We start from the raw sequence: 25,115 nt of genomic DNA, 5'->3' as shown, positions 1-25,115 counted from the left end.
GTCGTTTATCAGTATGACTGAACAGCATTTCCTTCGACATTTTCCCTTTTTTCAGGATCTGGAGGATGAGGATTTAGCCAAGCTCGCTCCTCTCTTCCTTACTCGTACATATGAAAAGGGAACGAATATTTTCCGAGAAGGGCAAGCAGGAGAAGAGTTATACATCATTAAATCAGGCGTCGTCAAAATTTATCGTGATGACGAGGTTCGTGACATTATCCTCGCTATCTTTCGAGATGGTGATTTTTTTGGTGAGATGGCTGTTCTCGAAAATGAGCAGGTACGTTCTGCCTCTGCCAAAACGATGGAAAAGACAGTCGTCTACTACTTGACCCGCCGGGATTTCGTCGCTCTACTCGAGCAAAACCCCAAAATATCATGGAGAATCCTGGAAACTGCACTCGATCGTTTGCGAAAAGCTAATGAACTGATTACCGATTTAACCTTATTGGACGTTCGCACCCGTATCATCAAAATGATGCTGAGACTTACTGAGAAGCATGGCGTGATGCAAAAAACGGGAATCCTCATCGATTTGAAGCTCACCCATCAGCAAATTGCCGACATGACAGGAACCGTCAGGGAAACGGTGACGAAAGTGTTGCTCGATTTGCAAAATCAAGATTTTATCCAAATCAAAAAGAAAAAAATTCTGATCTGCAATCTTGCAGAAATCGAACGATTGGTTGAGACCTCATGAAAAAAAACATCTGGAACATCTCCATTATCGGAAATCTCATAGTCATCCTGATTTGTCTGACTCTCTTTATTGGGGATTCGTTGCAGCGGATAAACTTCGCTTTCTACGATTACGACATGAATAAGTCTATGACTCATGCCCCACACGAGGATATTATTGTCGTCGACATTGATCAGGAGTCTCTCGATCTAATCGGAACCTTTCCTTGGCCACGCGATACCTATATCCCCCTTTTGGAAGCTCTGTCAGAAGCAAAGGCCGTTGCGTTCGATATTACATTTCGGACAAAAAGCGAAGACCCAGCAATCGATGAGGCCTTTGCAGCCGAGCTGGCAAAGCATGACAATGTCATCATTCCCTCTGTCGTGGAGCTAGAAAACTTTTTTCGCAAAGAGACAATCGTAACCAAAGACCAACTCATCAAAGGACAGAAGCTGCTGACCTCCGTCCCACCGATTGACAAGGCGGCAAAAACAGCCCACATCAATGCTGTGCTCGACGATGATGGTGTAATTCGGCGGACCTGGCTCATGCTCGATTCGCCCGAAGGAAAGATACCCTCGCTCGCCTATCAGGTAGCTGACATGTACGGTGCAGATGTGAAGCATTACTTGACAGATCATCCGCAAACAGAGCTGGCGATCAAATTTGACGGCTCTACCAAAGACTTTATGAACATCCCTTTTTACATGGTGCTAAACGGAGAAGTTCCTCCGGAAACCTTTAAAGATCGGATTGTACTTATCGGAATGGCTGCCGCAGGTAGTGATGCACATCCGACACCTGTCGATAACCATATGTATCTGGTTTATGCCCATGCCAATATCATCAACCAGCTGCTCCACGACCAAAAAATCACCATCGTCGGCAATCTGCTGATACTCGCTCTGATGCTGATCGTGTTCTTCTTTACCACCTGGTATACGTGGCGATTGAAGCCGCTGTATAGTATATCGATCGTGATCGGAACCTCTATTCTATTGATTTTTGGGCAATTCATCTTATTTGATAGCAGGCTAATCTATTTATCGGTGGTCTACCCACTCGCTGCCCTATACACTACCTTTTTCGTGAATATTGCAGTAAAAACGTATTTTGAAACGAAGCAAAAGCAGTTTATTACCCAACAGTTCGGGCGATACATCTCTCCGGAATTGGTGAACCAAATTGCCAAAAGCGAAGTCGAGTTGCCGCTTGGCGGTGTGAACAAGGAGCTGTCGATCCTGTTTTTGGATATTCGCGGCTTTACCCCGCTCTCGGAAAAATTGCGTCCCGAGGAAGTCGTCGATTTTCTCAACATGATGTTTGACATGATTACCAACCAAGTGCTCCAAAACCATGGAACGATCGACAAATTTATCGGGGATGCGGCCATGATCCTCTACAATGCACCATTAGATGTGCCCCACCACGAGTATCATGCGGTCAAAACAGCCTATGATATCCAGCGAGGCATGGAACAGGTGCGAAAAGACATCATGGAAAAATACGAGGTCGAGGTCAGTATCGGAATCGGAATCAATACTGGAGAAGTCGTAGTCGGCAATATCGGTTCATTTTTACGCGTCGACTATACAGCGATCGGCGATCACGTAAATACCGCAGCACGTATTGAATCCAATGCCGAGGCCAATCAGGTGCTGGTATCGGAAACAACGTATGAACGAACCAGAAACTATTTCGACTATCAGTTCGTTGGCGAAAAAATGATGAAAGGCAAGACAACCGGAATCAAGCTGTATGAAGTTTCTGGGTTTGTCAAAGCGCCTGACATGGAGCAAAAGTCGTGAGATTTGCGAAAGTGAGGTAGTCTAGCAGTGAATACGATCAGAAGCTTGCGAAGCACACGTTTTCTAGTGATATGGCGTAGCCTTTTCGTACTGGTCATGATAAGCAGCATACTGCTTGCTGAAGTGAAAACAGTCGACGCGGCAGAAACCTCTCGTACTGCCAAAGTAGAAAGTGTGACTGGTACCGTACAGGTTAAAAAGGCAGGCGGTACAAAGGAATACAAAGCGTTTAAGAACATGAGTCTGAATCACGGTGATCTGATCAAAACTAGCGCCAAATCGAGTATCGTGTTATCGATTGCGGATAAAGAAGATGAGATTACGGTTGGCGAGAATACCGAGGTCTATATTTCCGAGCTGCAGCAGGCTGCAAGCAACAAGCAGACCGATTTAAAGGTATGGTCCGGCTCTGTCTTTATTAAAGCCAAACCGCTGACCCAAAAGGAAGATCAGTTTTCGATCTCTACCCCTACTGCAGTCATGGGAGTGAGAGGTACGCAGTTTTTGGTTACCGTAGACCCGAATACTGGTAAATCCACGATTGTCGTCGCGGCTGGAGTAGTTGCAGCCCGTAACCCAGATCAAAACCAGACGCTTAATCTTTATCCAGCCATGCAGGGATCGTTTTTTCAGGGGCGTCCGATTGAGTCGGTGCCTCTCCCCACGTCTGCGTCTTCCGTCATTCAACCGGGTGATCTGATCAACACGATGTCTCCAGAAATCATCCAAGCAATTATTCGTTCCAAGCTGGCAATGGACCTGGAGCATGACGAGTTTATTGCCAAGCAGCTAGAAGCATTACGGCAAGGACAATTAACTGACCCTCTGACTCAGCTTCAGCTTACGAGCCAAGAGGATCTAGCACGCTATCAGCAAAATTTGCACGCGCTGGTTAACTCCCTTCTTAAAGTAGCACTTGACAGCGGAAAAGTAACGTCAGATCAAGTAGAGCAACTCATTAATGACGCAAACCTGGAGCTGCAACGGAAAATTCAGTTGGACGGAAAACCTTCTCTGGACTGGAACACTCAGCAGGAATTAGAAAGACAGAAGCGTTTGGAATTGGAGGAGCAGCGGAAAAAGCTCGCGGAACTAGAGAAAAAGCAGCGTGAAGCTGAGCTGGCTAAAAACATCCCAAGCGATCTACTGAACAAAATCAAGGAACAACAAGACAAACTGGCAAAAGCAAACGAAGAAGCCAAAAACAAAGCGCGCGAACAAGCGGAGAAAAACTTATCTGTAAATCCATCGGCTCCTGGTACCCCTGGGGGCTCAGGTACTAGCCCTGGTTCAGGTTCTGGAGGCGGTGGAAGCTCTGGGGGTGGCGGTGGCTCCGGAGGCGGTAGTGGTGGTGGCGGTAAAGACCCTGATGACACAGGTACCATCGTCTCGATTCCGAATATATCCGCTGAAGCACTTATGAACAACTCGTATACCTTGCCTCAGATTATTCAGGCAAAGATGAGCACCGGAAAAGAAAGCAATGTTGCGGTAAGCTGGAACAAGCAAGCCGATACCACGTTGACCGGGACTTTCACCTATTATGGCAGCGTAGCTGGTTATGGACCAAAGGTAGAAGCAAAGCTGACAGTAGTTGCGCCCATCGGCGTTCCTGTCCCACTAAATCAGCAACGCATGATTTTCCAAGGAAATACGATTCTCGATTTTGGCTCGATGACACTCCCACCAAAGGCAACGGTGACATTGGAGAATCTTTCTCCCTCCCTTCCGGCAAACGGCGGTTTGACTGTGGCAGGGCCAATCATCGATTTTGAATTCGCGAACATTGAAATCACTCAGCCTGTAACGATTTCGTTTCCCGTACAATTAGGTGCTAATCCGGAACAGCTTGGGATTTTTCACAAGAACAGCGATCAGGAATGGGAATACGTTCCTACCGTTATTACAAACGGAATAGCCACAGCACAGGTGAGTCATTTCTCTGCTTATGGCGTCTTAGCTGCACCACAGGCAGGTGGGGTTACCTCCACTCCTGCACCTGGCCTCGTTGACGCTGGTACGAGTGTGTACCTGGTCTCGGAAACACCAGGAGCGACGATATATGTGAAGCAAAATGGTCGCTTTGTCGTATACAAACCGGGCGATGCATTGTCCATCTCTGGTGCAGGACAAAGCATCGAAGCCTACGCCGCAAAAAGCAATATGCGAGATGGGCATCCCGTTCAATTGAATTTCAGTACGGCTCAAGCAAGTGTGCTCGACAGCAAACGAATCAGTGTTGCCCTCTCGCAGCCGATTCAAACGGAAGCTTATGCAATCGGGGTATCTCCTGCCGGAAGTACGGCTTTGTCAGGACTGCCGATTGAACACGTAGAGCGTGTCGGAGACAGCGGGCTTACGATTACTCTGGGAACAGATACGGAGTCCATTCCGCTTCAAGCTTTCTCAGTGAAATTTTACAACGGCTCGCAGTACGTAGCGCAAAGTAATTCATTTGAGCTCGGTAAAAAGCAGAAGCCACCAGAGCCGAAGCCTCCAGAGATCAAGACTTTCCCGATTACCGTGTCTAATCTGGGTACCGACATGGCAGAGCTGGAGTGGAGTATTCCAGAGGGTACTGCGGACTATCGCGTTTACTTGAATGGCGAGCTCAGATCAGATTTTAATGTTGAAAGCAACTGGGATGATAAAAAGAGCTACCTCTATTTATACGATCTTGCTCCCGATTCGAAATACACAGTTAAAATTGAAGCTCTAAACGATTCAGGAAAGAAAATTGCAGAGGGTTCCCGCCCCTTTACTACAGAGTCATCTTTTTCTATCGGAGTAGAAGTAATCGATCAAGGAGCTGACTTCCTAACGATTAAATGGTCGCGTTACTTTGAACCTTTACCCAACGGCGATCATTACCGACTCTATATCGGTGAGGGGGAAGCAAAGGAATACAAAGCTTCCGTAACTGCTAACTCACCTCTGGAATACAGCTTTACAGGATTGCTGCCGAACAAATCCTACACTCTCTATGTGGAAGCTTGGCCAATAGGAAATGATTTTCCCGTTGATAGTGGAAAAACAACTGCCCCTACTCTCGGGAATACAGCGGCAAGGTCCTTCACAATTGATACTCGGGAACTTGCTTCCGATTCGGCCTCTTTCTCTTGGAATAAGCCTGCTGGGACAGAAGAATATGAAGTGTATGTAAATGGTGAGCTAGTAGACAATCCGAGTATCGAGGCACCCCCGGATGGGATGAGTTTTCTTTACTTGCACGAACTAGCACCAGCAACGAATTATTCTCTTCGCGTTTACGCATTGGATGCGAGCCATAAGCGGATTGGCCAAGGCTCCATTCCGTTTAAAACACAGCCGCCTCCTCCTGAAATCTCGATTTCAGTTGGAGAGTCAGGACCTAATTCCATCATGATTTCATGGGAATCGAATATTAAGCCTGGTGAGTACAACGGTGAATATCGGGTTTATTTGGTTGAAGGAGGTATTCCGGATTTAAAGAAGAGGGTCCCATTCGACTCTCCGGATAAGGAATACATCTTCAGCGGTTTAGCCCCAGGGACAGAATACACTTTTTTGGTTGAGGCTTGGAAGAGATTCCCTGAAACTCTGATCGTTTCCGCAGAAGCGTCCGGGTCTACCACAGACGCAGAACCAGAGGTAGAGGATTTATCAATTGAACAGAGTGATATCTCAACTAACTCTGCAACATTCAAATGGTCCAAAATAACAGATACGGCTTCCTATCGTGTTTACCGAAACAGTTCTCTTTTAAGCGAATCTGCCTACACGATTGAAGACGGTGCTGACCAAGTCCTTAGTATGTCTGGTCTGGAGCCAGATACTAGCTACACCTTGATGGTTGAGGCATTGAACAGCTTCCTGCAACCGATCGCAAGAGGTATAAGCGAGTTCAGAACTGATGCTGAAGCTCCACCAGCAATCGAATTGCATACTGCTTCAGATGCAACCTCTATTCAAGTTTCCTGGGATCCTGTCACGTTCGAAGGAGAGTATCGTCTCTATCTCTATCTCGATGACGACATGATAGACATGAAAAAAATCCCGTCTGATGCGGCTGAGCTATCCCACACCTTTGAGGGGTTAGAAACAAATAAGGAATATACCATTTTCATCGAGGCGTGGCCTATTGATGCAGCAAGTCCATTAATTTCCGGACAAACAACAGCTATAACCATTCCACGAGTCTAACCAACGTACAGCTTTCTCATCATTTCGAAGCATTTCAAAGGAGCAAATCATATGAAACGACAAAAATGGACCGTATGGATTGCTTCCCTGGCGCTAGGCTTGTTGACCGTCCATACCGTGGGAATTACACCAGCACATGCAGAAGTAGCTGTCGCACAGACAGCTGCTGCTGCGCCCTCGGTAGTTACGATCGCTGGAAACGGTCAATTTGGAGAGGATAACGGTGCGGCTTTGTCCGCATCGCTTCGTACTCCGATGGGAATCGCCATTCATTCGGATGGAACCGTTTATGTATCTGATACGAAAAGTCATTTGATTCGCAAGCTGTTCCAAGGTGTTGTCTCTACCTACGCAGGAGTGACCATTTCTACCGATGAAAAAGGCTTCCCAGTCGGAACGCTTTTCGACGGCGCTTTGAACCAGTCTCTCTTACAATCGCCTGAGGGAATCACTTTGGACCAGCAAGGCAACCTGTATGTAGCCGACAGTGGCAATCACTCGATTCGTAAAATTACAGCGCAAGGGGTCGTCACCATTGCCGGAGATGGCATCATGGGCTACCAAAATGGCACAGGACAGCAGGCACGCTTTCACTCGCCAAGCGATATTGCCGTGGCAAAAGACGGAACCATCTATGTAGCAGACACGCTCAATCACGTCATTCGCAAAATTACACCAAGCGGAGCCGTTACATCGCTCAACAGTCCATCTACCCGACTCGTCGAGATATCGCCAGGCTATTATGAACAAGCAGGTGATTTCCAGGATGGCCCTCTCGCTTCCGCCAAATTTAATGAGCCAAGCAGCCTCTATCTGGATGCAAAAGGAAACCTGTATGTAAGTGACACAGGAAACCAGCGAATCCGCTATATCGATTTGAAACAGAACGTGGTAACAACAGTCGCTGGTGATGCGAGCTTGACCTACGCACCAAACAGCCTCTACATCGAGGGCAATTACGCGGACGGTGATGCAGCCAAAGCACAGTTTCAATTTCCTCGAGGCTTGGCGATGACGTCAGAAGGCGGCCTCGTGATTGCGGACAGCCAAAATCACGTCATCCGCTATTTGCACAATGGCAAGGTCACTACGTTGGCTGGTACAGCGGGAAAATTCGGCAGTCAGAGCGGTGCTCCCGCCAACGCCCAGTTTTATCTTCCTGTCGATGTAGCCGTCGACCTGCAAAATACGATCTGGATCGTGGATTCTTTTAACAACACGCTTCGCCAGTTAAAATTGAAGTAAGCTTGGCTTATTTGTTCTCCTTCTAAAATGATCGGCGGTCTCCGAAGTCCTAGTGACATCGGAACCGCCTCATTTTTTGGACTTGTAACGATTTCAAATCGGCAGTAATTGTTTGATTATTCAAAATAATAGATTGACCATTCATCCAATATGCAATATATTGGTTTTATGGATACAACCTTTATTAAACACATCAACCGTTTGTCATTACGTGATCAAGTGTATCAAACGCTCAAATCAGCCATCGTCACACTCGAAATGGAGCCGGGACAGCGCTTAAACGACAACGAACTGGCTTCCCAATTTGGGGTAAGTCGGACGCCCGTTCGCGAAGCGCTGAAGCGTCTGGAGGACGAAGGACTGGTAGAGTCCATCCCTGGCTCGCTCACACGCGTAACACCACTCAACATTGAGGAGGCGAAACACGCATTTCCGGTTGTTGCTGCCCTACATGCATTGGCGGCACGTTTGGCAGTCGCCCAAGTAAAGGAGGCTGATCTCACCGACTTAGAGAAATGGAACGACAGCTTGCAGCTCGCTCTTGAACACAAAGATGTCGTCAAAGCAATCGAGGCCGATGACGGCTTTCACGACGTTTTTTTACGGACTGCTGGCAACAAAGAAATTTACTTCGCGCTCGAACGGGTTGTACCCAAAATCAGACGTCTTGAGTTTGCTCGCTTTGGCTCTTTGGAAGGTCTGGAATCCTTTGACCAGCACAAAAAAATAATCGCAGCGATGAGAAGCAGTCAGAGTCAGACAGTTTCTGAACTTGTAGAAGAAAACTGGCTCAGTCTTGGCAGGTTACTTACTGATGATTGAAAAAACCATTTAGTAGGGGGTAACACGCATGAGCACTGTTGATCTTAAAGGGGAAGTCCATGATACGTCTGTACTTGCACGAGCACGGGAAATCATAGAAAACAGCCCTTCTCCTCGTTTGATTCAAGAAGAAATCGTCAATGCTGTAAACCGCAATGCGATTTGGCGCGGCAGTGAATGTCTGAATCTGAATCTTCTGGCTCCGGAAGCCCCAGCCAGTCCGCTTGTCCGCCAGCTTTTGGCGTCAGAGGTAGGCACCCGCGCTGCGGAAGGACACATCGGCTCCCGGCAGCGATGGTTTGCAGGCACGAAGTATATCGATGAAATCGAAGCCCTATGTGTTGAGCTCTTGAAAAAGGTTTTCCAAGCAAATTTTGCTGACCATCGCCTCGTCGCCAGCATGATTGGGAACATGACCGTCTACTCCGCTCTGACTCAGCCTGGCGACAAGATCATGACTATCTCCCAGCCATTTGGCGGTCATTCCAGCAATCGCATGGACGGCCCTGCTGGCGTGCGCGGCTTACATATTACCGACGTGCCGATGGACCCGATCGAGCTGACGGTCGACCTGGAGGAATTCGCCAAGGTAGCCAGACAGGTTCGCCCCAAATTGGTCACTCTCGGTGCTTCCATGACACTGTTTCCTTTCCCGCTGAAAGAAATGTCTGCGATCGTCTCGGAATGGGGCGGCAAAATTTTCTTCGACGGAGCCCATCAGCTCGGACTCATTGGCGGCGGACAGTTCCAGGACCCACTGCGCGAAGGTGCTTGCGTCATTACAGGGTCAGCTGGAAAAACATTTAGCGGACCGCAAAGCGGCATCATCGTCTGGAACGATCCAGAGCTTTCCATCCCGATTACAGATGCCATTTTCCCTACTTTGGCTGCAACTCACCAAGTAAACCGGGTCGCCGCTCTGGCTGCCGCCGCCGCAGAATTCCTGGCTTTTGGCAAAGACTACATGGCTCAAATCGTCGCCAACGCACAAGCTTTGGGTAAAGCGCTTCATGAGCGCGGCATCCGCGTGCTGGGCGATCATAAAGGATACACAAGAACTCATCAGGTCATCCTGGATGTTCGTGATTATGGCGGAGGCTACAAGGTTGCCAAGCAATTGGCGGAATCCAACATCATCACAAACAAAAATCTGATCCCCGGCGACAATCCGGAAGATTGGGATTATCCGAGCGGCCTGCGCATCGGAACGACCGAAGTGACGAGATACGGTATGAAAGAGAGCGAGATGGAAATTATCGCAGACCTCATCGTGCGCGGGCTGACTGAAAAAGACAAGCCCGAAGCGATCAAAGCCAAAGTGCTGGAGCTGCGCAATTCCTTTACCAGGCTGCATTACTGCTACCCCGAATAGCTAGACAGATCGAGGAACGACTATTCCTCCTCTTCCAAACGAAAATCCAGTCTAAAACAGCATGACGTGTTTTAGACTGGATTTATTTTTAGATCCTTGAAAACTCTCCTAATCGATGCAGTACATGGCATGTACACGAAATCCCTTTATAAAACAGCTCAACTGCCATGTTCTCATTTGGTGCATGGTTCGCCTCATCGGCATTGGCATACGGGACCATCACGGATGGTACCCCGAGAATTTGCGTCCAGACATAATCAGGCAGACTGCCACCGACACCAGGCACTAGCAACGGATCAATGGAATAGGCATCTTTTACCGCCTCCACCACCACTTTCACAATTTCCAGTTCAGCCGAAGTCCGTGATGGCCTCATGTCTCCCTGATGCAATACCTCGACAGCTGGGGCGTGTTTCTTGACATGCCTGCATAGCTTTTGGTAAATGTCGTCCGGGTCCTGATCAATAACAAGCCGTATATCCATTTTCACGCTGGCTTTGGCCGGTATGATCGTTTTGGAGCCATCTCCCCCGTATCCACTATGGAAGCCACAAATATTGAAGGTAGGTTCCAACGATAGCAGCCGATAAAAGGTTTCGGCATCCTCTTCAATATCTGTGTATCCAATCTGCTTGATCAACTCTTGTCGATCAAAGGGCAGCTTGCGAAACAAATCAAGCTCGTAGGCGGTTGGCTGACGGATGTTATCGTAAAAGCCTTCGATCAGCACCCTTCCCTGCTCGTCGCGCATTGTTTTCAACAGGTCGATCAGCATCCATGCCGGATTGGGGGCGATATTTCCCAAATTTCCTGAATGATGATCCCACTTGGCTCCGTGGGCTACAAGTTCGACTCCAAGAATTCCTCTGACCCCCAGCTCGACAGAAGGTATGCCGCTAACATGCATCGGTCCATCAGAGGTGTAGACTAGGTCACACGCCAAAAGCTCTTTATGTCGCTCAACGAACGACGCGAGATGTGGGCTGCCGTTTTCTTCCTCCCCTTCAAAAACCAGCTTCACATTGACTGGCAACTCACCAAAACTGTCCAAATACGTTTTGATCGCCAGTACCTGCGCCATCAATTGCCCTTTGTTGTCCCCCACCCCTCGGCAATAAATTCTTCCTTCCCGTAAGGTTGGTTCAAAGGGTGGTGACTGCCATTCCTCGATTGGTTCTGGTGGTTGTACGTCATAATGCCCATAGATTAAAACAGTAAATGCATTCTCTGCCTTCAGCCATTCCCCATAAACAACAGGATGTCCCTCTGTTTCAATCAGGCGACTCTCTATGCCACTCGCCTGCATCATTTCTTTCAGCAGCTGGGCACATTCCCGTACTCCGACATTCGTTGTACTGATGCTTTCTTGCTTGAGCAATGAAAACAATTGCTGCAAATATTGTTCTTTTCGCTCCTCGATCAAATCATTGACAATAGCCAGGTTCATTTCTAGCTTCTCTCCCATCTTGTACTTCCTTTTCCCTCATCCATAGAGATGACAGGCCACATGATGCTCACCCGTCACTTGCTGCATACGTGGCCTGCTTTCCATGCAAATCTCCATCACATTCGGACATCTGCCCGAAAAAGCACAGCCCTGTGGCGGGTTTGCAGCTGACGGCACGTCGCCCTGCAGAATAATTCGTTCCTTCCTCAATCGCGGGTCAGCCACCGGGATGGCGGATAATAATGTTCGGGTATAGGGGTGTAGCGGATTGGCGTACAATTCTTCAGTCGTCGCAAGCTCGGCCATTCTCCCCAAGTACATGACACCCACTCGATTACATATATGCCGCACGACCCCAAGATCATGAGAGATGAATAAATAGGTGAGCTGGAGCTCTTCTTGTAAATCCTGCATGAGATTGAGTATCTGCGATTGGATCGATACATCCAGGGCGGACACTGGTTCATCTGCTACCACTAGTTGTGGGCGTAGGATCAGTGCACGTGCGATTCCGATCCGCTGTCGTTGACCTCCCGAAAATTCGTGGGCATAGCGATTCGTATATGTGTGATTAAGCCCGCAAACCTCCATGATTTGGCGAATTTTTTCCTCACGTTCCCGCGCATCACCCAACCTGTGTGCTTTTAGCGGTTCATCAAGAATCTCTTTTACCGTCAAACGCGGATTTAGTGACGAAAACGGGTCCTGGAACACCATTTGAAAATGCTTGCGCTGCTGCCTCATCTCACTCGCAGTTAAGGTCGACAGTCGCTTTCCTGCAAAATTGATTTCACCTGATGTCGGTTTGAACAGCTGTAAAACGGCCCGTCCTGTGGTCGATTTCCCACAGCCGGATTCTCCAACTAGTCCAAGCGTCTCCCCCTGCCTGATGGCAAAAGAGACATCATCAACTGCTTTCACAACCGTATTCGTTTTTTGCCGCATCTTACTTTTGACTGGAAAATACACCTTTAGCTCTTTGACTTCTACCAGTGGTTCCACTAAAACGCCTCCCGTTCTCCTAGGCATACAGCCAGCATCGACATGTATGATTTTCTCCGACCACAACGAGCTCCGGGTCTTCCTCCCAGCAGCGGTCAAAGACGTGCTCACAACGTTCGGCGAAGCGGCAGCCCCTCGTAATTGTCCCTGCTGGCGGTACTTGCCCCTTAATCGAGTACAAGCGGCTTTTCTTTGCCTCTGAGGTAGGAATGGATAGCAACAGGCCGGTGGTATAAGGATGCTTCGGATCATGGAACAAGTCATCCACGTCCGCCTCTTCTACGACCTCCCCTGCATACATCACCAAAACACGGTCGCACATTTCCGCGACGACCCCCAGATCGTGGGTGATCAGCATGATCGCTGTGTTTTCCTTTGCCTGCAAATTTTTCATGAGATCCAAAATTTGCAGCTGTATCGTCACATCCAGCGCAGTCGTCGGCTCGTCTGCGATCAGCAGCTTTGGCTGGCATACCATTCCGATCGCGATCATTACCCGCTGCCTCATTCCACCGGACAACTCGAACGGATAGCTTTGATAGATTTGCTCAGCGCGCGATATTCCGACGCGCTGGAGCATCTCGATTGACAGCTGCTTCGCTTCTTGTCTTGAAGCCGATGTATGCAAGAGAATAATTTCATCGATTTGCCGGCCAATCGTAAAAACAGGATTTAAGGAGGTCATCGGCTCCTGGAAGATCATCGAAATCTCGTTTCCCCGTACGTTCCTCATCTCTTCCTCTGACAATTGGGTCAAATCCATGTTGTTGTACAAGATTTGTCCACCGGAAATACGTCCAGGCGGCCTCGGAATCAAGCCCATTATGGAAAGGGATGTGATGCTTTTACCACAGCCTGACTCACCGACGATCCCGAGCGTTTCACCCGAATAAACCACAAAAGTAACGCCATTGACGACCGTTATCTGATGCTCTTCTTTTGCAAAAGACACCTGTAGTTCTTTGACCTCTAAAATCGGCTTTTTCATCCTACTCCTACTCCTTTAGCTTGGGATCGAGCGTATCTCGCAGCCCATCACCAAACAGATTGAAACAGACTACAGTCAGCACGATGGCAATCCCGGGAAAAAAGGTCGGGTAAAATAAATTTCGACTGTTGTCTTTGGCCGCGCTCAACATCGCTCCCCATTCCGGTGCGGTAACGTCTCCACCCAATCCGAGAAAGCTCAGAGCCGCGCCAAGCAGGATCGCTGTGCCAATTCTCATCGTCAAATAAACCATGACAACGGGCAGCATACCAGGTAAAATATGCCGCATGATAATGACAAAGTCTTGCACACCAATCGACTTTGCCGCCTCGACATACGTCATTTGCTTGAGCGATAAGGCACTCCCTCTGACAATGCGGATAAAGATGGGAACCGTAAAAACCGCTACCGCGAAAATAATGTTTGCCATCCCCGCACCCAGCACAGCAATGACTGCAATCGCAAGCAGAATCCCGGGAAACGCCAGCAGTATATCCGTCAGACGCGTAATGATTGAATCAATCCACCTGCCATAATAACCGGCCAAAAGCCCCAGCAGCGTTCCGATAACTGCTCCGATACCAACAGAGACAAATCCGATGAATAACGTTTCCCGTGTGCCAGCCAAGACGCGGCTAAAAATATCCCGATTCTGGTGATCGGTTCCGAACCAATGAAGAACGGACGGCTGCTGATGCTTGCTGCTATCCTGCAGCTCGATTTGCATTTGATCTGGCAATATTTGAACGAGTACAGGCTCTTTCAGCTCCATTTCAACTGCAACAGGAACGGTCGTTGACACAACCCCAAGCGATACTTTCACCTCGCCAACTCCTTGCGCAAGCGAAGTCACCACTCCCTTGTTACTTACCCGCAGCACCTCTTTGTTGGTTGATTCGTACTGAATCTGCAGCTCTTCTTTCTTTTTCTTGCCTGACAAGAAACCGTTATTTTCTTGAACAGTGGAGCTGCCTGTCTCTCTTAATTGCTGGAGCTTGCTGCGAATGCGTTCCAAGCCAACGAGCTTCTCACCATTGGAAAGCCAAGCCTCCAGTTCAAGCTCGAAGGTGTCTCCCTTTTTTACGCTGTCAGTCGGACCACGCAAAAGCAGCCCACTGACGATTGGCGCAGAATCCTCCATGGATACGTCCAGCTTGACCTGTGTTGCCACATTGCCTTTTGCAATCAACACCGTCGTGCTTCCTTGCCCAATAGGCGTTATGCTGACAGAACCATTCACACCACCAGTGACAGAGGCAATCTGCCGGTTCGTACTTTGCAGTGAAAGATCAGACAAAGGATGCTTCGTTCCATCGCTCATCACTCCGGTAACCTGAATCATCCCGGACAATTCTTTGGCGCGATCGATCCCTTTTTCCACGTACTGTTTAGTCACTGGCCGATTCGGATCATAGGGAGTGATCCACGGACCTGCAAACCCTACCAGGAAGATACCGATCAATCCCCAGAGGGCTGCAACCGCCATCGTCTGTTTCTTGAATTTCTTTAGAAATAAGTGAAAGGGAGAGTAAGTCTTCTTCATACGTCTGCTCCTCCTAGTTATTCGTAGCGAATTTGCGGATTCACGAGACTATAGCTGATATCAACCACTAGATTGATAATCAGAAACTGGACGGAAAAGAGCAAAATAAGCGCCTGCATCGCTGGATAATCACGGGCAAGGACGGAATCGATCAAGTACGATCCAAGGCCCGGCCAAGAAAAAACCTGCTCAACGACCACGGCTCCCCCCAGCAAGAATCCAAATTGCAGCCCGGTCATCGTAATCACCGGAATCAGTGCATTTCGAAGTACATGCGTCCAAATAATGACTGACTCCCTCTGCCCTTTTGCGCGAGCGGTGCGAACAAAATCCTCCTGCAATACTTCAAGCACACTGGAACGGGTAAAGCGGGCAATAATGGCAGCCACGCCAAATCCGAGAGTAATAGACGGAAGCAAAAGATGGGCGAACGTACCGCTCCCACTTGTCGGAAGCCAGCCCAGCTTAACAGCAAAAACTTGCATCAGCATAAGACCGAACCAAAATTCAGGGATGCTGATGATCGTCGTGGTCGAGATGATCCCTATCCGATCCCAGAGGGACTTACGTTTTGCTGCTGAATAAATTCCGACGATAAGACCGATGACCAGAGCCCAAAACATGCTGGCAAACGTTAAACCCAGCGTGTAGAGAAGCCTTCTGCCAATCTCGTCTGAAACATTTGTCTTTGTTTTAAAAGAGACGCCGAAGTCTCCTGACAGAATTTGACTGAGATACCGCCCGTATTGTACATAAAGCGGATCATTAAAGCCCAGCTTTTCTTTTACTTTCTCGTAGGTTGCCAGATCCATGTCCGCCCCGTACATGATGCGGATCGGGTCGCCTGGAGTAAGATGCACGAACAAAAAGGAAAGAATCGAAACGATTATCAGAATGGGAATAATCCCCAAAACACGACCAAAAATATATTTTGCCATTCCATACACCTTCTTTTTAAGGAACTAAGCATGCCAGATGTATTCTATTGTTTATAAGCGCTATTCAGGCGAACGGTATCGAGCGTAACCGAAACATCTGAAACACTTTTTTGTTTCGCGATCACCACATCTGGGACGTACAGGAAAATCCATGGGGCTTCGTCCATAATGACTTTTTGTGCTTCGTCATATTTTTGCCTAGCCGCATCGCTGTTTGTCGCTTTCAGTGCATCGTCTAGCAGCTGATCCACTTGCTTGTTCATGTAGAAGCCGGAGTTATTGTAGTTTGGCGGCACTCGGTCAGAAGCAAAATTTGGCCGCAACCCCCAATCCGCTTCCGCTGTACCAGTTCCCCATCGTCCGATATACAGATCGGTTCCTTCCCCCGCATCCAGCTTCTCGAACAGCGTGCCGCTCTCATACGCTTGCACCTCGACCTTGATCCCTACGTTTTGCAGCTGGATCTTGATATTTTCCGCGATAGCCACGAACTCCGTAGAGTTACGTGTCCAGAGCGTCGCCGTAAAGCCATTCGGGTAGCCGGCCTCCTTCAAAAGCGCTTTGGCCTTGTCCACGTCATAGTCGTAGCTTTGCTGTTTCGCATACCCTTTGACCAGTGGAGAAAGCGGCGAATCGGCAGCTGTGCCAAAACCGTCCGCGACCTGGCTGATCAGCTGTTCTTTGTTCATCGCATAGTTCATTGCCTGACGCACGCGCTTGTCCTTATACTTGTCCAGCTTTGTATTCATGCCTACATAGAGCATGTTGAGCGACGGACCGGAATAAACATCCAGACTCGGATCAGAGCCCATATTTCGTGCATCAAGTGTCGGCAAGCTAGTCACGATATCTACCTCACCCGCTTTGAGCATATTGACTCTCGTACTCGCTTCCGTCACTGGCTTGAACAGGATGGAAGCGAGCTTTGCCGTTTTTTCTTTATCCCAATAATCTGCAAAGGCAGCTACCTTCACATACTGTCCGTTCTTCCATTCATGAAAATGGTAAGGCCCTGTTCCCACTGGATTGCGATCTAAGTTGTAATTTGGGTCATCAATCTTCTTTTGCAGTTCTTTCTGTGATTTAAAGCTGGCAGATGGATGGGCCATATAAGCCACCATCGCAGAGTCTGGTTCATTAGCTGTGACGGTTACCGTATAAGGGTCAACAACCGTAATCTCCTTAATGAAGCCAAAGAAGCTTGCCCTTGCCATGCCATGCTCTTTGTTGCGAACGTAATCCAGATTGTTTTTTACGACTTGGGCATCAAACGGCGTACCGTCATGAAAGAGGACATCTCTGCGCAAGTGAAATGTCAAGGACGTAGCATCGTCGCTCAATTTGTAATCGGTTGCAAGAACGGGTATAACCTCTCCATCTTCATCTTGCGTAAGCAATCCTTCGAACATCGTGGACAAAATATGCAGTGTGTTGCTATCCGTGGAATTCCAAGGATCCAGTGAGGTCGCTTCCGCTTCAAGCGCCACTGTTATTTCTCCACTTTGTTTCGCCTCGGTTGTTTCTTTATGAGGCGCATTCTCTGGTGCTTCCGCTCTGGTTTTCGGTGTTTGACTCGAATTGCTGGTACAGCCCATTATCGCAGCCGCTGCCACCAACAAGCTGACTGAGAGCAAAATCCACCCTTTTCTCGTTTTCACCTGAAATCTCTCCCTTTTGTCAATTAAGTGAAGCTGCTGTTCTCATACGCATGATTCATGCCAAAAAAAATAAGCAGCTGCCTATGCTGCTCCCTTTTCTTAAACCATTGATATGCCTTGGTTTTCTCCTCCACTTATCCGTGCATCAAATGGCTATTTGGTTTATGATAAAGAATATTCGGTTATTTTTCGCAATCATTTTATCCAAACACACCCAAAGAACCAAAAGCGAGAGTGAATGCAAATGAACGAGTTCGTATTACTGGCCGGGAGCAAAGATACCCGCACCGCACTTGTCAATCAACTTCAGGAAATTATGGACGGATATGTACAAATCAGCAGCTATTCCATTGAAGAAGAGCTCCCCAGATCCCTTCACGATAAGCTGGTCGTACTCTCTCATCCACTCGTGCTGGATGAGCCAAGTGTAAAGGCATGCATAGGACCAGACTGCAAGGTCATTATCGCGAAAAGGATCATTAACTATGAGAATATTGACAAGCTCTTATATTTACCTGCCGGAACTCGTGCCCTCTATGTCAACGACTCCTTTGAAACGTGCATGGAATCGATTGAATCGTTGAAGAAGCTGGGGATCGACCACATCCATTACATCCCGTTTTATCCCGGGCTTCAAAATGCGCGAAAAATTGAAATCGCAGTGACCCCTGGCGCTTTTGAACTCATTCCTGAGCATGTTCAGGACGTGGTTAGCATCGGTCCTCGCCTGATGGACATTTCGACGATCCATCAAATACTGGACCATTTTCAACTTCATGAGCCAGAAGATGTCATCTCTCAGCGCTACTTACGGAAAATTATTCAGTTAAGCAAGCGGCTTGCGGATGCCAATCAAATTGCTACGAACCTGAACAAGCACTTAAATGAAGTTCTGGACGGCGTCAACGATGGAATCCTGACCATTACGCAAGGAGGCAAGATCACCGTATTCAATGAGGAGCTCGGGCATCTGCTTGGAGTCTCGCCCAACCGTGTGATCGGCCGAGCTATTGGCGACGCCATCGATCATCCTGAGCTGATCGAATTTTTATTGGATTCCTCAGATGAGAAGGATCGCTGGTTTACTTTTGGTCAGGTTGAGGCTGTCGTTCATCGCTTCCCGCTTAACAACGACCAGTCACTCGTCGCCACCTTTAAGAATGCGAGGAAGACGATCGAGCTGGAAAGATCACTGCGCTCCGAATTGAAAAAGAAAGGATTTGTGGCAAAATACACGTTCGACGATATCGTCGGGGAAAGCTCTCCGCTCACCAAAACAAAAGCAATCGGCAAAAAGCTGGCCAAGACAGACCTGACGCTTCTGATCCAAGGTGAGAGTGGAACAGGCAAGGAGCTTTTTGCAAGTGCTATCCACAATGCCTCGCTGCGAGACAACAGACCATTTCTGGCTGTCAATTTCAGCGCCATTTCCGAGGATCTGATGGAAAGCGAGCTGTTCGGCTATGATGACGGCGCGTTCACTGGTGCTAAAAAGGGTGGAAAAGTAGGCTTGTTCGAGCAGGCAAATGGCGGCACCATCTTTTTGGATGAGATTGGCGACAGTAGTCTGAAGCTCCAAGCACGACTTTTGCGTGTCCTGCAGGAAAAAGAGATCATGCGCATCGGCGGAAGCAAAATCATCCCCATCGATGTTCGGATTATTGCTGCCACCAACAAAAATTTGCTGCACATGATTGAACAAGGAACGTTTCGCGAAGATTTGTATCATCGGCTGCGGGTGCTATTCGTCGATCTCCCCTCCCTGCGTAATCGACCGGATGACATCCCCCTCCTGGTTCGGCATTTTATCCAACAAAGCAAACACCCGTATGTAACGGTTATGCCGCAGGTCGTCGAGAGACTCGCTTCTCTGCCGTGGCTCGAGAATGTACGGGAGCTAAAGAACACTATCGATTACATGCTTGCTGTCTGCGAGGAGAATACGATTCACATCGAAAATATTCCCCTGCAAAGCACCAATCCGATCAGTGATTCTTCCTCTGGTGCCCAGGAGCGGACTTCTGGCGCGATTCCGAAAGCTCCGGTGATTCCTGATGAAGAAGACGAGCTGCTGAACATCTTGCGGAGTATTCAGGACATAGCGAAGCGAGGAGAAACCCCGAATCGGCGAAAGATAACGGAAATGAGCTCGGGTTGGGCAAGGCCACTGAGCGAGCAGCAGATTCGAACCCGATTGGAAGTGCTGGAGTCACGGGGATATATCGTAAAAAATCGCGGGCGATTTGGGACGAGATTGACAGAAGCAGGCTTGAGAATGTTGGAGTAAGCGTAAGTATGAGATGCTCGTTACCCACAAAAAAAGTGCACCCTAGCTCACACCTAGGGTACACTTACCATTTGCGTTAATTATCCAAACACATAGTAGCGAGCCAAATCAATCCGATACTCTTTGATCAGCTTGTCTATGTCCTTTTGCCCGCGCATTAAGATCTCATGATACTTTTCGATCTTCTCTTCCGGCATACGGTAATGAGGTCCGGATATCGTCAGCGACCCCATAATATGACCGTCTGGGTGGAACAACGGACAAGCAATCGCCAATACATCAGGTGTATATTCACCCGTACTGCGCGCCCACCCCTGTTCCAAAATACGCGCCAGCTCTGCACGCAATTGATCGGGATCAGCAATCGTGTTTTTCGTATACTGCTTTAATCCTTGCTGGATGATCCGCTCGATTCTCTCTTTTGGCAAATACGCCATGATCGAACGATAGGACGCTCCGACGAATAAGGGCGATCGGCTTCCTACGGAAACGGAAAACTTCACGACATGATCAGGCTCCAGAGCATCGAGAGTCAATCCCTCATCCCCGTCCAGACTCGTCAAGAAGATCGATTCTCCAGCTTCCTCCATCATGCGCTCTAAAATGGGACGAATCAGTCGTGAAACATGGAACGACTCGCTCATCGTCAAACCGAGTTCCCACAAACGAATACCCAAGGAATATTTTTTGGTTTCGGGGTCTTTCACCAGAAAACGGTTTGCCTCAAAAGTCGACAAGACACGGTACACATTCGTATGATTCAAACCGGTCTCCTTGGCCAATTCCCGAGCTCCCCACTCCGGCTTTTCTTTTGTGAACAACTGCAGTAGCTTAAGTGATTGATCCAGCGTTTTTAACACGACGACTCCCCTTCAACACGTTTATAGAGTGGTCATAGTCCGAGGGGACCTATGCCTCTTTTTTCTCATACAAAAAATCGATAGCAGCTGCCACATACACCTTTGCACAACGAATGACGTCTTCTACCAGCACTTTTTCATTGAAATTGTGAATGCTTGGCAAATACGCAGGTCCATATTGCAGAACCGGAATGTTGTAATCGCGGAAGTGTCTGGCGTCACTGCTTGCCCACTGCTGCACACCGTAAGCATGCTCTTTCGTCACATACGTGATGTTGTCGACAATCGCGCGGCATACAGGATCAGCAGGGTCTGTGTAGTTGGCATGACTCATAATGCCAAACGGCTTGATTTCGTAGTCGATTCCCAGCGCATCGAGCTTACCGTGAATATACCCCATTACTTCTTCTCTTGTCACGCCAAACGGCAGGCGGCAATCCACTTCGACTGTGCAGGTGTCAGGTACGACATTCGACTTCGTTCCACCCTGGATCGTACCGATGTTGCAGGAAATCCGTTCCAGGACGCCTTGGTACGGCTCACGTTCTGTGCCGAGCATGTACTCTTTGGAAATTTGCACGAGCGGCTTCACTTCATCCGGAATGGTAACCGGATAATCCCATACAGTGCGAATGCACTCGATCGCTCTCATTGCATCAATGATCGCATTTTTCCCGGCAATGGGTCCGAGACTGCCATGTGCAGGCTTGCCGTAAACAGTCAACTGGAACCAGCAGGAGCCTTTTTGTCCCAAAGTCGGGTTGTATGGTGAGGACGGTTCTGCAATCAGGCAGCCGTCTCCCTCTACCAGCTTGCGCTCCAAAATCCACGGTACGCCCAGCTCTCCACCTGTTTCCTCGTCAGGAACGATCGCTAAAATTAATTCCCCGGGCAATTCCACCCCGAGTCGCTTCAAGATCGTGGCTGCAAAAATGAGACCAGCAAGTCCACCCTTCATATCGGAAGCGCCACGGCCCAAAATCCAGCCGTCTTTGACTTCTCCGCTAAACGGATCGAATTCCCATTTGCTGAGATCACCAGCCGGAACAACGTCCGTATGACCGCAATAAATCAGTCGTTTTCCGCCCACATCTGCATTTCCAATCCGCGAGATGAGGTTAAACATTTTGGGCCCAGCTTCATGCCACTGTGTTTCAATTCCAAACCGCTCCAAATATTCGTGAATGTAACGGCTGATCGGCTCAGAATCACCGGGGGGGTTTTCGCTCGGAAATTGAATCAGACGGCAGCACAGCTCGATCAATTCGTCTTTGTTCTCTTCAACCGCAGCGACAGCCAGGTCTTTCAGTTTGTTAGTGTGCTCGCTCATGATACGCTCACCTTCCCATCCAAAGTCAGAAGGTGCTTCATGCTTCCATATAAAGAGCTCATCAGCTCAAAGTCTTTTTGATCGAAGAAATCGCACTTGCCAACACCGTAGAGCTTGGCCACTTCAATCACGAAGCGCACGACCTGCTCCACATGCACGAGATGTGTAGCCCCTGTCGCACAACCAGCTACAGGCACTTGTGTCGTCAGAGCAACTCCAACGACTGGACTGTCAGTCACTACGCATGGCTGCATAATGCTGTTGATGTGGTGAACATTGTTACCGTACGGGGTAATATCTTGCGTCGTAATCGGCAGCGTCACAGGCATATTGCCTGATGTTTGCTTCATGACTTCTAGCAAATCGGTGCTTATGCGCAGGATATAGCCTTCTTTTACGGTAGGAGTAATGGCATATCCGGTATGGTTGAGAATCATGTTTCCTTTTGTGGTGTCAATCGACAGGATCGCATCCATCTCTTTTACCACTTCGTACTGATTCATCGTCATCATATCGACAGGTGAATTCATGAATGGCACCGGATCATGCGGCAGTGTCGGAGCATCCGGGCAAATATGGGTAGTAAGGATGATGTCTCCTTCCAAGATATCGCCACGCTGCTGCATGTCTGCTAGCTTCGCAGCTGTCGCCATGCAAGCCAGTGCTCCGTCACCATCGGAAACAAATCCGATTTGCTCAGGGCGTGCACCAATTCCACCCAAGCGACCAATAACGCCGAGTGTCGGTGCAGCGCCGCCGCTGCTCTTCCCATTTTTTCCTTTAATCGTCACTTTTACAAAATCAGTCTTGCCTTTATTTCCAGTAATGGTAGTGACTTCTACATTCGAAAAATGACGCTGCTCAAAATATTCTTTCAGGTCAGTCCCGCTGACAAAAGCACTATCCATGAGATCATACATTTCAATGACATGTTTGAATGACATAAAACAAGTCTCCTCTGCTATTATGATATATCTCCTAGTAGATGACAAGAAACCAGATGCTGCCCTTCAAACAACTCCAGCGCAGGTGTTTCTGTCTTGCAACGATCCGTGGCATACGGACAACGCTTGTGAAAATGACATCCAGAAGGCGGATTCATCGGGCTTGGTACATCCCCGGTCAAAATCATGCGCTCCTTTTTAACCAGCGGGCTTTCTTTTGGCACTGCCGAGAGAAGCGCTCGGGTATAAGGGTGCTGCGGATTGTGATAAATCTCTTCATACGTCCCCATCTCCACAACTCGTCCCAAATACATGACAGCGATCCGATCACTGATATAACGAACGACGTTAAGGTCATGCGAGATAAAAATGTAAGTGAGATCGAACTTGGCCTGCAGCTCTTTTAGCAGGTTGATGACCTGAGCTTGAATCGATACGTCCAGAGCGGAAACCGACTCATCACAAATGACGACATCCGGATGCAGCGCAAGCGCGCGGGCGATGTTGATCCGCTGTCTTTGTCCTCCGCTGAATTCATGCGGATAACGTGTAGCATGGTAATCGCTTAGTCCTACTACCTCTAGCAGCTCTTGCACTTTTTGCACACGCTCCTGATGAGTACCTACCTGATGAATGACAAGCGGCTCCATCACGAGCTGCTCTACCGTTTTTCGCGGGTCGAGCGAAGCGTACGGGTTTTGGAAAATCATTTGGATCGATTTTCGCGCCTTTTTCAATTCTTGCTCAGAAAGGGAGGCGAGGTCCTGACCATTGAAAATGACCGAGCCGGATGTCGAACGGATCAGCTGCATAATGAGCCTTGCCAAAGTCGATTTTCCACACCCAGACTCGCCAACAATTCCAAGCGTCTCTCCCTTTTTCACCTCAAAGCTGACATCATCGACGGCCTTGACGAATTTGGTAGGTTTGGCGAACAGGGCTGAATCCTTTACGGGAAAGTGCTTCTTGATGTTGTTGACCTGCAAAATGGTTTCACTCACTCGCTTCTCCTCCTTCCCGCTTCAGGCGATGATCGGTTGTTTGAAAATGGCAGGCAACCATATGCTCTGGACTCACTTCTACGAGCGGCGGTCTTTCGGTAAAGCATTTTTCCTGAGCGTACGCACAGCGCGGAGCGAAGTAACAGCCTGCAATTTCGTTGCGCAAGTCAGGCGGATTACCTGGAATCGACGGCAATTTGCCTACCGTATCGGACTTGATTTGGGAATCGAGCAATCCCCATGTATATGGATGAAGCGGATTTTGGTACAAATCCTCGACGTTTGCATATTCAACCGTGTTACCGGCATACATGACGAGTACCTTTTGGCAGCTCTCCCAGACAACTCCCAGGTCATGCGTGATCATAATAATGGATGTTTTCAAATCATCCTGCAGCTTTTTCATTAATTCTAAAATTTGCGCCTGAACCGTCACATCCAATGCGGTCGTCGGTTCATCCGCAATCAACAGCTTTGGATTACATGCCAGGGCAATCGCAATCATGACACGTTGGCGCATCCCACCGGAAAATTCATGCGGGTATTGCTCCAGCCGTTTTTCTGGCTCTGGAATTCCGACCAGCTTTAGCATTTCTATAGCCCTTGTGCGAGCCTCTTTCTTGTTTACCTGTTGATGCAGGCGGATAACCTCAATAATTTGATTCCCAACAGTAAATACCGGATTGAGAGATGTCATCGGGTCCTGAAAAATCATTGAAATCTCATTCCCACGGATTTTTCTCATCTCATCCTGTGACAGCTTCGTCAGGTCCTTGTCTTCAAAGACGATACTGCCTCGCTCGATTTTTCCCGGGGGAGACGGAATCAGCCCAAGGATGGCGGTGGAGGTTACGCTTTTACCCGATCCAGATTCTCCTACGATTCCGATCGTCTCTCCCTGTCTCAAGTCAAAACTCACGCCATTAACCGCCTTGACGACTCCAGACGAATAAAAATAGACAGCCAAATCTTTCACACTAAGAAGCACATCTGGTTTTGCCAATTC

Annotated in this window: 18 protein-coding genes; 7 read left to right on the top strand and 11 right to left on the bottom strand. The window is 48.5% G+C overall.

All coding sequences use genetic code 11. The annotated features are described in order from the left end of the window. Positions 1-13 precede the first annotated feature (13 nt). The 6 genes from C3B52_RS02010 (at position 14) to glyA (ending at position 10,111) form a co-directional block, all read left to right on the top strand. Entirely contained in the window at positions 14-700 is a 687-nt protein-coding gene (locus C3B52_RS02010; protein WP_103104413.1) for a Crp/Fnr family transcriptional regulator, read from the top strand. Continuing rightward, the gene (locus tag C3B52_RS02005; RefSeq protein ID WP_103104412.1) at positions 697-2,490 is read left to right on the top strand and encodes a CHASE2 domain-containing protein; all 1,794 of its coding nucleotides are present in this window, start codon (positions 697-699) and stop codon (positions 2,488-2,490) included. Before C3B52_RS02010 ends, C3B52_RS02005 begins: the two co-directional genes overlap by 4 nt. 27 nt (positions 2,491-2,517) lie before the next feature. After that, positions 2,518-6,672: a fibronectin type III domain-containing protein gene (locus tag C3B52_RS02000; protein WP_103104411.1), complete on the top strand. Its 4,155-nt coding sequence runs from the start codon at positions 2,518-2,520 to the stop codon at positions 6,670-6,672. Between the two features lie 51 nt (positions 6,673-6,723). Next, positions 6,724-7,917 carry a copper amine oxidase gene (locus tag C3B52_RS01995; protein ID WP_103104410.1) on the top strand — a complete coding sequence of 398 codons (1,194 nt, stop codon included), beginning with the start codon at positions 6,724-6,726 and terminating at the stop codon, positions 7,915-7,917. 168 nt (positions 7,918-8,085) lie between these two features. Further along, positions 8,086-8,739 (top strand): GntR family transcriptional regulator, encoded by a 654-nt coding sequence (locus C3B52_RS01990; RefSeq protein ID WP_103104639.1) that lies wholly within the window; start codon positions 8,086-8,088, stop codon positions 8,737-8,739. A 28-nt stretch (positions 8,740-8,767) separates the two neighbouring features. Then, on the top strand, positions 8,768-10,111 hold the full coding sequence (gene glyA / locus C3B52_RS01985) for a serine hydroxymethyltransferase (RefSeq protein ID WP_103104409.1): 1,344 nt from the start codon (positions 8,768-8,770) through the stop codon (positions 10,109-10,111). Positions 10,112-10,199: 88 nt separating this feature from the next. Here glyA and C3B52_RS01980 read toward each other — a convergent pair whose 3' ends face one another. From C3B52_RS01980 to C3B52_RS01955, 6 genes are read right to left on the bottom strand one after another with little or no spacing between them, the layout of a single operon-like run. Further along, positions 10,200-11,576, bottom strand: coding sequence for a M20/M25/M40 family metallo-hydrolase (locus C3B52_RS01980; RefSeq protein WP_306418803.1), 1,377 nt, complete (start codon positions 11,574-11,576; stop codon positions 10,200-10,202). 18 nt (positions 11,577-11,594) lie between these two features. Next, a complete protein-coding gene (locus C3B52_RS01975; RefSeq protein ID WP_103104408.1) occupies positions 11,595-12,587 on the bottom strand; it encodes an ABC transporter ATP-binding protein in 993 nt (330 codons plus the stop codon). Then, the gene (locus C3B52_RS01970; protein WP_103104407.1) at positions 12,580-13,548 is read right to left on the bottom strand and encodes an ABC transporter ATP-binding protein; all 969 of its coding nucleotides are present in this window, start codon (positions 13,546-13,548) and stop codon (positions 12,580-12,582) included. Before C3B52_RS01970 ends, C3B52_RS01975 begins: the two co-directional genes overlap by 8 nt. Before the next feature lie 7 nt (positions 13,549-13,555). Then, positions 13,556-15,091, bottom strand: coding sequence for an ABC transporter permease subunit (locus tag C3B52_RS01965; protein WP_103104406.1), 1,536 nt, complete (start codon positions 15,089-15,091; stop codon positions 13,556-13,558). Positions 15,092-15,108: 17 nt separating this feature from the next. Further along, positions 15,109-16,029 (bottom strand): nickel ABC transporter permease, encoded by a 921-nt coding sequence (gene nikB, locus C3B52_RS01960; protein ID WP_103104405.1) that lies wholly within the window; start codon positions 16,027-16,029, stop codon positions 15,109-15,111. A gap of 44 nt (positions 16,030-16,073) precedes the next feature. Beyond that, on the bottom strand, positions 16,074-17,687 hold the full coding sequence (locus C3B52_RS01955; RefSeq protein WP_103104404.1) for a glutathione ABC transporter substrate-binding protein: 1,614 nt from the start codon (positions 17,685-17,687) through the stop codon (positions 16,074-16,076). 244 nt (positions 17,688-17,931) lie between these two features. On the opposite strand from C3B52_RS01955, the gene C3B52_RS01950 reads away from it, so the two are divergent. After that, a complete protein-coding gene (locus tag C3B52_RS01950; protein WP_103104403.1) occupies positions 17,932-19,974 on the top strand; it encodes a sigma-54 interaction domain-containing protein in 2,043 nt (680 codons plus the stop codon). Between the two features lie 80 nt (positions 19,975-20,054). On the opposite strand, the gene C3B52_RS01945 is transcribed toward C3B52_RS01950, so the two are convergent. The 5 genes from C3B52_RS01945 to C3B52_RS01925 are packed head-to-tail and all read right to left on the bottom strand — an operon-like array spanning position 20,055 to position 25,112. Next, positions 20,055-20,834, bottom strand: coding sequence for an IclR family transcriptional regulator (locus C3B52_RS01945; RefSeq protein ID WP_103104402.1), 780 nt, complete (start codon positions 20,832-20,834; stop codon positions 20,055-20,057). 49 nt (positions 20,835-20,883) lie between these two features. Continuing rightward, positions 20,884-22,164: a M20 family metallopeptidase gene (locus C3B52_RS01940; protein WP_103104401.1), complete on the bottom strand. Its 1,281-nt coding sequence runs from the start codon at positions 22,162-22,164 to the stop codon at positions 20,884-20,886. Further along, positions 22,161-23,108, bottom strand: a complete 948-nt coding sequence (locus C3B52_RS01935) for a DUF1177 domain-containing protein (protein ID WP_103104400.1) — start codon at positions 23,106-23,108, stop codon at positions 22,161-22,163. The genes C3B52_RS01940 and C3B52_RS01935 overlap by 4 nt, the downstream gene beginning before the upstream one ends. Positions 23,109-23,128: 20 nt before the next feature. Beyond that, on the bottom strand, positions 23,129-24,109 hold the full coding sequence (locus C3B52_RS01930) for an ABC transporter ATP-binding protein (RefSeq protein ID WP_103104399.1): 981 nt from the start codon (positions 24,107-24,109) through the stop codon (positions 23,129-23,131). Next, a complete protein-coding gene (locus C3B52_RS01925) occupies positions 24,102-25,112 on the bottom strand; it encodes an ABC transporter ATP-binding protein (protein WP_164684669.1) in 1,011 nt (336 codons plus the stop codon). Before C3B52_RS01925 ends, C3B52_RS01930 begins: the two co-directional genes overlap by 8 nt. Between the last annotated feature and the right edge of the window lie 3 nt (positions 25,113-25,115).

Origin of the sequence: Brevibacillus reuszeri (assembly GCF_002897295.1) — a bacterium.
Taxonomy (GTDB): Bacteria; Bacillota; Bacilli; order Brevibacillales; family Brevibacillaceae; genus Brevibacillus; species Brevibacillus reuszeri_A.
The sequence above is the reverse complement of the archived record's forward strand: the minus strand, read 5'-3'. Positions and strand labels throughout refer to the sequence as shown.

What these genes read in the sequence shown, in the direction of transcription:
- C3B52_RS01950 (WP_103104403.1), top strand. Translation starts at nt 17,932, where the DNA reads ATGAACGAGTTCGTATTACTGGCCGGGAGCAAAGATACCCGCACCGCA.
- C3B52_RS01935 (WP_103104400.1), bottom strand. Translation starts at nt 23,108, where the DNA reads ATGTCATTCAAACATGTCATTGAAATGTATGATCTCATGGATAGTGCT.
- nikB (WP_103104405.1), bottom strand. Translation starts at nt 16,029, where the DNA reads ATGGCAAAATATATTTTTGGTCGTGTTTTGGGGATTATTCCCATTCTG.
- C3B52_RS02010 (WP_103104413.1), top strand. Translation starts at nt 14, where the DNA reads ATGACTGAACAGCATTTCCTTCGACATTTTCCCTTTTTTCAGGATCTG.
- glyA (WP_103104409.1), top strand. Translation starts at nt 8,768, where the DNA reads ATGAGCACTGTTGATCTTAAAGGGGAAGTCCATGATACGTCTGTACTT.
- C3B52_RS01995 (WP_103104410.1), top strand. Translation starts at nt 6,724, where the DNA reads ATGAAACGACAAAAATGGACCGTATGGATTGCTTCCCTGGCGCTAGGC.
- C3B52_RS01965 (WP_103104406.1), bottom strand. Translation starts at nt 15,091, where the DNA reads ATGAAGAAGACTTACTCTCCCTTTCACTTATTTCTAAAGAAATTCAAG.
- C3B52_RS01940 (WP_103104401.1), bottom strand. Translation starts at nt 22,164, where the DNA reads ATGAGCGAGCACACTAACAAACTGAAAGACCTGGCTGTCGCTGCGGTT.
- C3B52_RS02005 (WP_103104412.1), top strand. Translation starts at nt 697, where the DNA reads ATGAAAAAAAACATCTGGAACATCTCCATTATCGGAAATCTCATAGTC.
- C3B52_RS01990 (WP_103104639.1), top strand. Translation starts at nt 8,086, where the DNA reads ATGGATACAACCTTTATTAAACACATCAACCGTTTGTCATTACGTGAT.
- C3B52_RS01975 (WP_103104408.1), bottom strand. Translation starts at nt 12,587, where the DNA reads ATGCCTAGGAGAACGGGAGGCGTTTTAGTGGAACCACTGGTAGAAGTC.
- C3B52_RS01970 (WP_103104407.1), bottom strand. Translation starts at nt 13,548, where the DNA reads ATGAAAAAGCCGATTTTAGAGGTCAAAGAACTACAGGTGTCTTTTGCA.
- C3B52_RS01980 (WP_306418803.1), bottom strand. Translation starts at nt 11,576, where the DNA reads ATGGGAGAGAAGCTAGAAATGAACCTGGCTATTGTCAATGATTTGATC.